Origin of the sequence: Streptomyces sp. BHT-5-2 (assembly GCF_019774615.1) — a bacterium.
Classification (GTDB): Bacteria; Actinomycetota; Actinomycetes; order Streptomycetales; family Streptomycetaceae; genus Streptomyces.
The window spans coordinates 1,528,465-1,540,759 of the sequence record NZ_CP081496.1 but is presented as its reverse complement, the minus strand read 5'-3'; the positions used below and the strand labels follow the sequence as shown (position 1 = coordinate 1,540,759).

Here is a 12,295-nt window from a genome sequence, read left to right as displayed (position 1 = left end):
CGGGCCTCGGCCGCCCCACGACGGGGGACCGGCGCTCGGCCCCGCGCCGCTCCCCCGGATCAGACTCCCCGCCAGCCCTCAGGATCCACGCCGCCCGGCACCGGCTCGGAAGGCTCGTACGGCCCCCGGGTGAAGACGAAGGTCCCCAGGTCGAGGTGGGTGGCCGTGCCGTCCGGCGCCCGCCCCACCCGCAGTGTCTCGCCGGCGTAGTAGCCGTCCAGCCCGGTCCAGGTGCCGTCGGTTTCGGCCCGGAAGCGCGAGGTCCGCCCGCCGCCGGACAGCGTGACCAGCTCCAGTCCACGGGCCCCCGTCAGCCGCAGCGCGAACGGGTTCGCGCCCCAGTACCAGGGGCCGGTCAGGGCCAGCAGCTCCTCGTCCACCGCACCAGGGAGCGGCCGCCACGGCTCCGGGATCCGCGGTTCGTGCGAGGCGACGATCTTCAGGAAGTCGGCGCCGACCGTGGCGATCGGGACGCCCGAGGTGCAGTTGGCCAGCGCGAGCGCTGCGGTGTCCTCCTGCGGATCGACCCACAGCACCGCCAGGAATCCCGGCATCGACCCGGTGTGCCCGGCCAGTCGGCGCCCGTTCCGCCAGATGAGCTGAGTGCCGAGGCCATAGCCCGCGTCCCAGCCGTCGCCCTCCGGCGGCACGGCGGGCGTCCTCATCTCGGCCAGGCTCTCCGCGCTCAACACCCGCTCGTCGCCCCGCAACAGGAACGCCGCCCACCGGCACAGGTCCTCCGTCGTGGACCACAGCTGCCCCGCCGGACCCATCAGACCGGTGTCGTGCGCCGGCTCCGGCAACACCACATCGGCCCAGGGATGCACCGCCCAGCCCTCCGCATGCGGCGTCTGCGGCCGGAGCGTCGTACGAGCCATCCCCAGCGGCTCCAGCACCTCGCGCCGAAGCACCTCGCCCCAAGCCAGCCCGTCCCGCAGCCGCTCCACCAGCGCCCCGAGCACCGCGAAGCCGGGGTTGGAGTAGTGATGCCGCCGACCCGCCGGGTGCAGCCGCGGCCGCTCACCGAACAGATCGGCCGGTTCGGGCCGCAGCGTGCCGTCGGTCCGTTCCCACCACGGGCCCCGGGACTCCGCTGCCAACCCGGCACTGTGGGAGAGAAGTTGATGAACGGTCGCCTCGGGGACCGGGACGTCCTTCAGATGCTTCCCGATGGGATCGTCCAGCCGCAGCAGTCCCTCGTCCCGCAGCCGCAGCACCAGCACAGCCACGAAGTTCTTGGTCAGCGAGCCGACCCGGTACTGCACATCGCCGTGCGGCACCTCACCGTCCACCCCGCCCCGGGCCCCCGTCCAGACCACCCGGCCGCCACGGACCACCGCGCCCATCATCGACGGCGCCCGCCCCTCGGCCTGTGCGACCGCCAATCGACGCAGCAGCGCTCGCCGCGTCTGCGGCATCAACTCGGCATACGCCTCAGCCGAATCGACCACTGCCCCGCCACGCGGGACCGCCTCGTGCGCCCCGCCCTGGCGCGACTCGGGCTGCTGCGACTGCGCGGACTCCACGACCGTCATGACGCTCCTCAACGAGACTTCCCACCCGGCGGAACCGGCCCGGCCGGCCGAGCCGACGGCGAGCAACCGCCCACCGCGCCGCCATCCTGCCCCGACCGCCGGCTCCGACGCCTCCACGTTTCACGTGAAACGCCGAACACAGAACGCGGAACACAGAACGCCGAACGACGGTGCCGCCATCAGCCCGACCGTTTCACGTGAAACCACGGCACCCGGCCGCCTCACCGCCGTTTCACGTGAAACATCCGACGCCCTGCGGCGTCACCACACGGCAGCCGCCCCCAACGCCTGCTCCAGCAGGCTCTGTTCCTCCGCGGGAAGCCAGCGCGCCGCATGCACCATGTGCAGCGCACTCCGCAGACGCAGCCGGTCCTCGTCCGTCCCCAGACAGCCCAGATACGCGGGAAGCGTCAGCCCCAGCGCCTTGAGGTCGCCCCGCTCGCACCACCGTCCGAACAGTTCCCGGACCGGCCGCTCGACACCCTCGCCGATGTCCCCTCGTACGGCGGCTTCCCCATCCCTGCCGGCAGCCGCCGCGACCGCGGTGTTCCGCAGCCCCTCCGCAATCGCGAACCGGTTCCAGTCGCCGTACTGGCCGTCGGACGCGTCGGCCGCCCGCTCGGCCGCCAGCTCGAAGTACCGGTGGGCTGAGGCGAGTTGACCCAGCTCGCGATAGGCGTTCCCCAAGTTCACATACAGCGAGGGATAGAAGTCCCGCACCCGCTCATCCCCGACGAGGTCGGCGCGATCCAGGCACTCCTGGTTCCAGCGCAGCGTCTCCTCCGGCGAGTCCTGCTGACGTGCGAGGTAGTGCGCGGCAATACACGCCTCGTAGTCGTCGCGGGCGCCGTCCCACGACTGCTGGAAGAGCGCCCTCGCCTCATCGGCACGCCCCTCCGCCTCGGCCTGCATGCCCGCCACACACAGCCGCACCACCGGCAGCTCCGGATCCATCCGCCCGCTTCCTCTCTCGACTCCCGGCTGCGCCCGTCGTCCGGGCCCGTACCGTCCCTGTCCCCGATGCTCGTCCCCGTCCTCGTCCCCATCGCCGCGTCCGCGCCGTACCGCCGTTCCGCCGGCGCACCGCCACCGTCCGCTCAGGAGCCCCGCACCGGCATCACCACCGTGGTGAAACTCCCCTGGTCCGCGGAGCGCACGACGACCGGCTGGTCCGGCGCCGCGATCTCCAGAAGCACATCGGGGCCCACTCCGGCCTCCAGCGCCGGCACCAGGACCGCCGGGTCGAAGGCGATCCGCAGCCCGGGCCCGGTACGGACCGCCCGCAGGCGGACCGGCGCCGCCTCCCCGCCCGACACCTCCAGCGATGCATCCGAGGCAGCCGCAGCGTCCTCCGCTTCCGCCGGGATCGCCAGGGACACCACCGCCCCGCCCCGATCCGTCACCGCGTCCCGCAGCGCGACACGGTCCACGATCACCCGCCGCCGTGTGTCGGCAAGCCCGGTCAGCATCAGCTGGTAGTCCGGGAACTCCCCCGGCTCGCCCACAACCACGCCCACACCCTCGGCGTCCCGGCGGTCGGCCCCGCTCCGCAGCCGCACCCTGATGGCCCCCGAAGCATCGGCCGCGGCACCCCACTCGACCTCGACCGCCGGCTGCCGCACCGCCCACTCGGCCATCCGGCGCGCGGCGTCCGCCGAGATCAGCGCCCGCCGCGGACCGCCCTCGAAGACCTCCGGCCGCAGCACCCGCACCGCCAGCCGATAGCGGTCGGTGGCCACCAACCGCACTTTCCCCTCGGTGAGTTCGAGCAGTACGCACCCCAGCACCGGGAACTCCCGGGCCATGGCGCCGGCCGCCGCGGGGCCCACCTGCCGCACCGCACTGGCGAGTTCCGGCCCGCCCACGCGCGCCCGCGCCGTGGCGCCGTGCTCCACCGGCCGCCCGGACGCCTCGCGCAGCAGGCCCTCCACCACGGCTCGTGCCTCGTCCGCCGTCCGCCGGGTCCGCTCCAGGTGAGCCCGGAGCACGTCCCGGGCCGCTTCCTCGGGCCCGTCGAGCACGGTCTCGACGTCCACCAACGGAAGCCCCGCCGAGCGCAGTTGCCGCAGTCGCACCGCCCGCGCCACCTGCCCGACCCCGTAGCGTCGATAACCCGTGACCGCGTCCACCCGGTCCGGCCGCAGCACCCCGCAGTCGTCGTAGAAGCGCAGCGCGCTCGGTGTGAGACCCACCCGCCGGGCGAACGCGCCGATGCCCAGGAGTTCCCCGTCGTCGTCCATGGCCGCGATTCTCGGGCTTCGACCAACCTGAAGGTCAAACCACCCGCCCGCCACGGCACACGGTCGGCCGTGCCCCGTCGCACCGTCCCGCGCCACCGACTCCTACGGCATCGGCCCGGTGGGCTGGTGCTGCGCCCCCACCCGCGCGAGCGCGCTCCGCCTGCTCGACGACCGGCACCCCACGTCGCTCAGGACAGCCTGACGGTCTTCCGCCGGGTGACCTCGAACTCCCGGGCCTCGTCCGGGAAGCCCGCCCGCCCCGCCCCTTCAGAGCGTCTTGACCGTGCCGCCGTCGATGACGTGGTCCGCGCCCGTGATGTTCCCGGCCACGTCGGAGAGCAGGAAGACGATCAGGGCCGCCACCTCCCGCGGCTCGGTGATCCGCCCGGTGGTGATGCCGAACGCCTCCGGGAGCTGCCGGAGGAACGCGTCGTGTTCCGCGCCGGCATGCGCCGCCACCTTGCCGCCGAAGCCGTCCGGGTCCTCCCAGACGGCCGTGCGCACCACCCCGGGGGAGACGGTGTTGACGCGTACGCCCTGCGGTCCGAACTCCTCGGCCAGCGACTTCCCGAGCGCGGCCAGCGCCGCCTTGGCCGCGCTGTAGGCCACCGGACCGGCGCCCGGCAGCCGGGAGTTGATGGAGGAGACGTTGACGACGGAGCCGCGGCGCTCGATCAGGCTGGGCAGCGCGGCCCGGGTGGCGCGGACCGCGCTCAGCAGGTTGAGGTCGAAGACGGCGCTCCACGTCGCGTCGTCGGTGTCCAGGAACCCGACGGGCTCCACGGCGTCCCCGGCGCCGACGTTGTTCACCAGCAGGTCGATGCCGCCCAGCTCCGTGAGGGCGCGGTCCATCAGGGCAGCCACACCGTCCGCGGTGCTCAGGTCGGCAGAGACCGCGAGCGCGCCGGACGCCCGGAGCTCCGGGGTGAGGGTGCGGGCCGCTCCGACGACCCGCACCCCCTCCTCCCGCAGCGCCCGGACGGTGGCCAGCCCGATTCCCCGGCTGGCACCGGTGACGACGGCGGTCTTGTCGGCGAGGTCGAGCTTCATGGGACTCCGATCCGTGACATCAATTCTTGAACTGTAGGTACAAAATTTGCGCAGCAGGCGACACCCTGAACAGCGGAAACCCGCAGGTCAGAGTCCGTCGAGCGTCGCCTCGATCACCCTGGTGAGCCGCTCCGGCCCCTCGGCGACCCGGGCCAGCAGCCGGAGGCCGACGACGGTGGCCAGCAGCATGCTCCCGATCGCCCGGGCATCACGGTCCGGCGCGATCTCGTCCGCCCGCTGCCCCTCCTCGATCAGCGCCCGGAACGCCCCTTCGGTCCGGTCGAACATCCGCCGTACCAGCTCGGTGGCGGTCTCGTCCGTCCCCGTGAGCTCCGCCGCGACATTGACGGCCAGACAGCCGCGGCGATCCGGGTCGCCGAGGTCCAGCACCACGAGGAGATGCAGCGCTTCGCTCAGCCGCTCCTTCACCGGGCCGGGCCGCTCCAGCATGTCGATCAGGGCCTGTGCCTGATCGTCCCGATAGCGCACCAGTGCCCGCTCGAACAGCGCGTGCTTGCTGCCGAAGGCGTTGTAGAGACTGCCCTTGCCGATACCGAGGGCGTCGACGAGGTCCTGCGGCGTCGTGGCGGCATACCCCTTCCGCCAGAACACCTGCATGGCCTGCTCGACGGCGGCGTCCGGATCGAACTGCTTGGGCCTTCCCATGCCCAGCACAGTAGCACCGTTCTTGACCCACAGGTCCAGAACAGCCGGAGAGCCCGCGCCCGCACGGACCCACCGTGGATTTCACGACCGAGCGCCTGGACCACGCACGCGGCCCGGAAGTGTAGGATCTCGCGGCTCGTGACCTCTGCCATTGCCGTGACCTGGGGTTTCTCTGGTTGTCTCACGGCTTGGCCGGAGAGTTCTGTCTCACGGCCGTGTCATTTCCTCTGCGGCGGTATGGGGCCGACGGCATCCCGTCGGCCCAGCGAATCATCGCTCGTGGTGGTCCGTCTTCGTGATCCTGAAGCGGGCCATGTGTTCCTCAGTGGCCCATCGGTGGAAGCCGACCTTCTCCAGGACGCGGACGGAGGCCGGGTTCGACAGCTCCACGTTGGCGAACACGGTGTGGACGCCGGGGGCGGTGAGGGCGAAGTCGGCGAGGGCCCGGGTGGCCTCGGGGGCATAGCCCCGGCCGCGGCGGGAAGCCACGATGCCGTATCCGATTTCGAGGGTTCCCTCGCTGGGCGGCCAGAACAGGCCGATCGAGCCCACGACCAGGCCACTGTCGCGCTCGATGATCAGACGGTGGCCGTGCTCGCCGAGCCAGTCGGGAAACTGGTCGAAGAGGCCCGCGACGACGCGGTCGCCTTCGGCGGGGAAGTCGTCCGCCCAGTCGACCGACCTGGAGTTGTCGAGAACCGCGGCGGCCTCGGACAAGCACCAGGGCCGGAGAACGAGGCGGTCGGTGGTCAGCTGAATGTGGGCTGATGAAGTGGAGGAAGTCACGTGTCATTCCTGATCGTTGGAACGACCGGACCGCGCTCTACTGATGCGCGGGCCGGAAAGGGGCATGCTGAGGACGGCCGACGGCGGCCATATTCATCAACCTCCCTGTCCCGTGATCGCGCGCCTCTCGCGCTGGCGTGAAGGTAGCAACCCCTCCCCGACCCGGGCAAAGCGTTTTTGGTCGCGAACGGACTTCCGGATGGCGGCGGCCACACGTTTGCCGAAGACGGTCGGTTTCATGGCTCTGCCACGTTCAGCGCGCTCAAGCAAGGGTTGGCCGAGGTCCCGTTCGAGGCGGTTGATCTGGGTCACCAGCGCGGACTGGTTGATGCCCAGGACTTGGGCGGCCTCGCGCATTGTCGGATGGGCGATGGCAGCCAGGTAGCGATCGGGTCTCTGCCATGCGTAAGGGCTGGTGAGGGCCTTTCGCAGGACGGCCAGGGTCTTTGCGGCCCTGTCAGAAACGCGGAGGGCCGGGTCGTGGCTTCCTCCGCCCCGGGGCCGGAGAGGGATGTGGTGGATGTGGGCCCACCGGGCCATGTTCGCGGTGCTCATGCCGGTTTGGCGGGCGAGGTCCGGCAGAGTTCGGCGGCGGTGGACGTACTGCGCGATCAACCAGTCCCGCTCGATGGTGCCGCGGCGCTTGTTAGTCCTGCGGGCCGTTGCGGAGCGGGATGCCGTACTCCTTGGCGAGGTCGGTCAGCACTCTGCGGGAGAAGCCGGTGAGGGCGGCGATCTGCTGAAGGGACCGGTGTTCGTCGAGGTAGAGCTGAGTGAAGCGCTCTTCCGGGTCAGCTTGCCGGGCTTGCCGTCGGATGCGGCCGGTGGCTCTGACGGTGTTCTGCGCCGGGTCCGGTCCGGGAAGGGAGAGTCCGGCCAGCAGGACGGTGGGAGGTTGCCAGGTCACGGGCTCGTCGTCGATGTGGTGCGAGGCCAGGAAGCCGAGGGCTTCCTGCTCAAGGGCTTGTGCGCGTTCGGGTGTCTGAAGTGCGGTGAACCGCAAGGACGTCACCCGGAACTCCGCGCTGTCGAGCCCACCCGCGGCTTGACCTGTGTCCCGTCGAAGCACATCTGTCAGCTGACGCACCGTTGACCTGCCGGGGTGCCAGGTCGTTTGAGACGGAGGCGGCTCTGGATTCTCAAACGACCTGGCTTTCATGGAAGTCGCGGTCTTGATGGAGGCAGAACCTCCGGTAGAGGGGGTCCTGGGTTCCGACGGCGGTGTAGATCCGCGCGAACCGTCGACTCAATTCGGCGGTCGTCGCCAGATAGAGCTCCTTGGGATCGGGGGCGGCCGTGGGCGGGTTGAGGATCAAGTGCGTCAGCACCACGATCTCGGGGAACGCCGCGAGGTGATGGCGCTCCTCGGCGGAGATGTTCTTGCTGACGGCGAGACCTTCGACGCGTTCGAGGCGGTCGATCCACTCCTTCCCGAGGTCGATCGGCATTCCGGAGGCGGACCAGTCCTCGACGATCTTCCGCGCCAGATCGAGGGCTCGTCCGATCTGGCCGTGGCGGCGGGAGAGCTGATCCAGTCGGCGCTGGGCCTCGACGACTTCCGGGAGGGTGCCGAGCGGGATGTCGTGAGTGGAGCGGGTCCAGAGCTGATGCCGTCGGCAGAGGTGGACGTGGGCGGGCGAGAGGGTGATAACGAGGGAAGCGGTGGGACTGCGGCGGGCTGTGCAGCAGTGACAGGGACGGCTGATCATGCGTCCGGCTTGCGGCCTGGGACCGCCGGGGTTGAGGAAGTCGGCGAGCGCGGGCAAGGCTCGGGCCAACTGGGGTGTCGAGCGTCCTGAGAGTGTGGCCAGGCGTTTTGGAGAGTGGGGAGTCCAGCCGGCCGTGGTGTTGCTGAGCGGGGAAAACTCGGGCGGTAGCGGGCCCAGGATGCGGGCGAGGCATCCCGCCGGACGGTTGTTGGCGACGGCCAGGCGGTGGAGGTAGGAACCAAGAGTCTCGTTGTGAACGGGGCCGAGAGCGATGGGTAGTTGGCGGAGTTGGTCAGGCTGCGGCATCCGGCCTCCGGCGGCGGGGGCGCCGGTTGCGGCGTTGTTCCTGGCGAGCGTCCTCGGCGGTCTGGTCGACCTCGATGGTCTCCAGGGTCTTGCGGGTGATGGCCTCGCTGCCGTTGATGATGGCTTCCAGGGCGGCGCCGCGGACGAGTTGGGAGAGGCTGCCGATCGCGCCGTCTGTGCGTTCGTGGAGGTAGCCGTCGAGTTTGACCAGGCTGCCGGGCTTGTGCCGGTGCAGTCGTAGGGCGTCTTCGAGGGAAGCGATCAGGTTCCGCCAACTCTGCCTCTGCGCGGTGGTGCCGTAGGCGAACGGTTCGGTGTCGGTGACGGTGTATCGGCCGGCGATCTGCTGGCCTCGGACCCCGTTGAACAGGCCGCTCGCGGCGACGTCGATGCCGGCCAGTACGAAGGTGGCGGGGATGCGTTCGGACAGGTATTTGAGCTGGTCAGAGGCTTCGGCTCCGGCCTGGGTGGCAAGGTTGAGATTGTGGATCTCGTCCACGAGCGCGAGTTCGACCCGCATTTTGATCAGCAGGTCGCAGACGGCATTGGTGATGGAGGTCTGGGTCTCCTGCCGGACGACCGGGAGGCCGAGGAACCGGGCGAACTCGATGGCGAGCATCTTCGGGGTGGCCCGCGGTGGGACGGTGACATAGACGACCGGCAGCCGCCCCGCGGCGGCCGGACCGAGCCGTTTGCGTACCAGGAGTTCATGGCTGCGGCCGAGTTGGGCGATGGCGGTCGTCTTCCCGGTCCCGGCATGGCCGGTGACGATCAGTCCGCGGCGGCCGGAGATCTGGTGCCGGTTGAGCAGGACCAGGCGCCGTCCGGTGGTGAACACGTTGCGGACGGTGGGGGTGGCCACGATCACGAGCCGGGAGTGGTAATCCAGCCGGGGCTCGTTGTAAGCGAGCCGCTTCTCCTCGGTCAGCGCCTTGAAGGCCCGCAGCGAGAGCATCGGCGGGCAGGCCGGGGCGTCATCGACGAACTGCCTCCAGCCGTCCTTGGTGGTCAGCGGGTTGTGCTCGTCATCTGAGGTGTCGGGCGGAGTCACCACAACGGGTTGCCTTCCTCTTCCAAGGGGTTGAAGACGCCGAACGGGGTGACCGGAGCCTCCTGTGCCTCGTCGCCCTCGCTGTCGTCCGCCTCAGTGGATGCGGCGGGCGGCAATGCGGGCCGTGCCGGGGCCTCAAGGGCGGCCCGGGTGCGGGCCATGACCTGCTCCGATCCGGTCGGCGGCTTCCCTGACCTGCGCAACAGCTTGGCCAGGACCTGGGCGATGGCGGTCTCGCTGGTGTCGTCGCGGCCCTGGTCGGCGAGGAGCTGGCGTGCGTGGCGCCAGGTGAAGTCGGCGAACGGGGCCCGGACCATGGGCAGATGGGTCCACGGGACTTCGATCCAGCGGCGGCTGTCGCTTCGACGGACCCAGACGCGGGAGACGTCGTAGGGGTCGTAGTGGACTTCCCACTGATCCTGCTTGCCCGTCACTCCGGACGGCTGCCTGCGTAGTCGGTTGAGTTCAGGGCTGTCATAGGTGCGGTAGTTGACCTTGATGCCGTAGTCGTTGACGGTCCTCCAGACCGCGGGCAGCAGTTCGATGTAGTCCTCCGCCGACAGAGCGACGGGCAGGTATCCCGCGCGGGCGACGGCAACGGCGTACGACTCGTTCGGCGACAGAGTCCGCCCCGCCATGTAGGGGTTGCGAAGGCCCTCGTGCGGACGCTGCTGCCAGCAGATGATCCACTCGTCCAGGAGGTCCTGGAGCTGGGCGAGGGTCCAAACCGCCTCGGAGGCCGGATTGCTGCCGCGACGGGTGACATCGGAACCGGTGTAGCCCGCGACGTACTGACAGAACAACGAGTTGATCGAGGCGAACGTCCTCTCCACGATCGCCTTGTCCGTCGGGGTCCTGGGCCGCGCGAGCTGCAGGGAGATCCCCAGCAGCGAGCAGGCCGAGGAGAAGGTGTCGGAGACGAACACCTTGCCGTGGTCGATCACGATGGTGTCCGGGACGATGACCGGCTTGGCCGCGGTCTTCTCCAACCGCGCATCCACCGCCATGAGCCGCTGGTGCGGCAGGATCGAGTCCGACATCGCCAGCGTCTGGCTCCAGCCCGGCCGCATCGGCTCGGGAACCAGCATCCTCGCCAGCAGCACCGCGGCGTCGACACCCTTGGTGCCCGCGGGCCTGAGCAGGGCCGCGCAGATCGTGCGCGTCGTGACATCAACCGCGATGGTCAACTCCGGGCGGGCCACGACGCCGTCGTCCAGGACCGCCATCACGTCCAGCCGCGTGGAGTCGATCTGAACGATCTCCCCGGGGCGGGCGGCCATGGACGGGGTGAACGGCCCCACGGGCCGAAGAGCCCGCTGGCGGCGGACCGTTGCCGATCCGAAGGACTCGTTGTTCTTGGCGAGGCTGTTCACCAGCCGGTAGAAGGTCGCCTTCGACGGCAGGAGTTTCGCTGCCTCTTCGCCGTGCTTCACGGCGAGGATCTGCCCGGCCCGCATCATGAGCCGCTTGCGGTCGCCCGTCGAAAGATCCGTCTGCCCGGCCAGTGCCTCGGTAACCGCCTCGACAACCCGTTCGTCCGTCCTTCCGGTGCCGGGGACCGGGGCCGGTGGTTTCCGGGACCGACCGTCCACCAGCCCCCACAACCCCTCGGCCTCGTAGCGCTGCCGCATCCGCAGAAAGGTCCGCTTGCTGAGCTGCTGCCCGCCGGCCGCCAGTTCGGAGACCTTCGCAGCTTCTCGCTCCAGCAGATTCCGCCAGGCCGGGTCGTATTCGGGCCGAGGAGACGTGCCCTCCGGAGCATCCGGCGGCAGCCCGGTGAGCACTTCCACCACGTGCTGTTCCCAGAACCGGGCCTGCTCGACGACCGGCGGCGGCAACGCGTCCACCAGCGCGAACGGCGGCAGCACTCGTTCCGGGACCGCCTCCGCCCCTCGGTCCAGCACCTCGAAATCGGCGGCGGCCATCACGTAGCCAGCAGCCATGACGCTGGTGCCACCCTCGTCGCTGAGCAGCCGCAGGGCCGTTCCCTCCAGCCCGATGACCTGCTGGTTACGGCCCTCGAACCGGATCCGGTCCCCGACCCGCAGAACCCCGCGCGGTGCCAGTTCAGCCATGGCTCACCGCCGCGCGGCTGATCATGGCGCCGTCTCCCAGAGGCACCGACAGGTCAAGGCGCAGGTCACCGCACCACAGCAGGTGGTAGAGCGTCGGCAGGACGGACAACGGGTCCCCCACTGCTTCGGCACCGTCCATGAGCAACCGCGGGTCGTCGAAGGCATCCATGAGCCGTTTCGCAACGTCACCGATCCGGTTGCGTGGATGCCGATAGCCCGACAGCCAGCGGACGTTGGCCATCTCCACCGGGTCGGGCTCGTGCACCAGCGCGAAGGACCAGCAGCCCATCTCCCGGCACATCTCCTCGGTCGCCGAGAACTTCACCGCATCCTCCGGGCCGACCCGGTCTGCAGGCCGGACATCGACGACCAGGCCCGATCCGTCCTCCAGCCGTGCGAAGTAGTCCGGCGTATGCGAGATCCGACGCGTCGCCCCCGGCCAGGTCACCCGGAACGGCTGCGAGGCCAGCCCCACCACCCTCCGGTCATGATCGAGGAGCATGGCCCGGTCCCGCTCCAGCCACGACTCAAACCCCACCAGCGACTCCGTCGTCGCCGCCCAGTACCAGCCCGTGAAGTGCCGCTGCCCGCGGTACGACGTGAACCGCCGCACCGGGAGCACCGACTCGAACCGAACCCGTGACACCGCCTCCAACACGGACTTCCGCAGCCCACCGCCTTCACCGTCAGCCCACTCGACATCGACCAGACCCAGATCCATCGCTACCCCCGGCTCCGCGTACCTGCCGAAAACGACCGTGACAGGTACAGCGAGAACCGGACCAGAAAAACGAGATCAAACCCCACCTACGGGGCAAACGCCGCCGCTCAGCGCGGGACGCAATGAGAATCCGACAGGACGAACGAGAAGCAGTGA

12 protein-coding genes are annotated in these 12,295 nt (G+C 70.2%); all 12 read right to left on the bottom strand.

Going from position 1 to position 12,295, the window contains the following annotated elements; translation table 11 throughout:
• Window positions 1–59: 59 nt before the first annotated feature.
• Window positions 60–1,418: a serine hydrolase gene (locus K2224_RS06720; protein WP_221909469.1), complete on the bottom strand. Its 1,359-nt coding sequence runs from the start codon at window positions 1,416–1,418 to the stop codon at window positions 60–62.
• 378 nt (window positions 1,419–1,796) lie between these two features.
• The gene (locus K2224_RS06715) at window positions 1,797–2,489 is read right to left on the bottom strand and encodes a hypothetical protein (protein ID WP_221905708.1); all 693 of its coding nucleotides are present in this window, start codon (window positions 2,487–2,489) and stop codon (window positions 1,797–1,799) included.
• Between the two features lie 143 nt (window positions 2,490–2,632).
• On the bottom strand, window positions 2,633–3,775 hold the full coding sequence (locus K2224_RS06710) for a MerR family transcriptional regulator (protein WP_221905707.1): 1,143 nt from the start codon (window positions 3,773–3,775) through the stop codon (window positions 2,633–2,635).
• A gap of 267 nt (window positions 3,776–4,042) precedes the next feature.
• The gene (locus K2224_RS06705) at window positions 4,043–4,825 is read right to left on the bottom strand and encodes an oxidoreductase (RefSeq protein ID WP_221905706.1); all 783 of its coding nucleotides are present in this window, start codon (window positions 4,823–4,825) and stop codon (window positions 4,043–4,045) included.
• 87 nt (window positions 4,826–4,912) lie between these two features.
• Window positions 4,913–5,491, bottom strand: a complete 579-nt coding sequence (locus K2224_RS06700) for a TetR/AcrR family transcriptional regulator (protein ID WP_221905705.1) — start codon at window positions 5,489–5,491, stop codon at window positions 4,913–4,915.
• Window positions 5,492–5,761: 270 nt separating this feature from the next.
• On the bottom strand, window positions 5,762–6,277 hold the full coding sequence (locus K2224_RS06695; protein WP_221905704.1) for a GNAT family N-acetyltransferase: 516 nt from the start codon (window positions 6,275–6,277) through the stop codon (window positions 5,762–5,764).
• A gap of 96 nt (window positions 6,278–6,373) precedes the next feature.
• On the bottom strand, window positions 6,374–6,892 hold the full coding sequence (locus tag K2224_RS40265) for a LysR family transcriptional regulator (RefSeq protein WP_260692355.1): 519 nt from the start codon (window positions 6,890–6,892) through the stop codon (window positions 6,374–6,376).
• A 31-nt stretch (window positions 6,893–6,923) separates the two neighbouring features.
• A complete protein-coding gene (locus tag K2224_RS40260; RefSeq protein ID WP_260692354.1) occupies window positions 6,924–7,289 on the bottom strand; it encodes a hypothetical protein in 366 nt (121 codons plus the stop codon).
• 127 nt (window positions 7,290–7,416) lie between these two features.
• Window positions 7,417–8,292 (bottom strand): TniQ family protein, encoded by an 876-nt coding sequence (locus K2224_RS06685; RefSeq protein ID WP_221905703.1) that lies wholly within the window; start codon window positions 8,290–8,292, stop codon window positions 7,417–7,419.
• Window positions 8,279–9,346: an ATP-binding protein gene (locus tag K2224_RS06680; protein ID WP_313904757.1), complete on the bottom strand. Its 1,068-nt coding sequence runs from the start codon at window positions 9,344–9,346 to the stop codon at window positions 8,279–8,281. The genes K2224_RS06685 and K2224_RS06680 overlap by 14 nt, the downstream gene beginning before the upstream one ends.
• Window positions 9,340–11,418 (bottom strand): Mu transposase C-terminal domain-containing protein, encoded by a 2,079-nt coding sequence (locus K2224_RS06675; protein WP_221905702.1) that lies wholly within the window; start codon window positions 11,416–11,418, stop codon window positions 9,340–9,342. Before K2224_RS06675 ends, K2224_RS06680 begins: the two co-directional genes overlap by 7 nt.
• A complete protein-coding gene (locus tag K2224_RS06670; RefSeq protein WP_260692353.1) occupies window positions 11,411–12,139 on the bottom strand; it encodes a TnsA-like heteromeric transposase endonuclease subunit in 729 nt (242 codons plus the stop codon). Before K2224_RS06670 ends, K2224_RS06675 begins: the two co-directional genes overlap by 8 nt.
• Window positions 12,140–12,295: the final 156 nt, after the last annotated feature.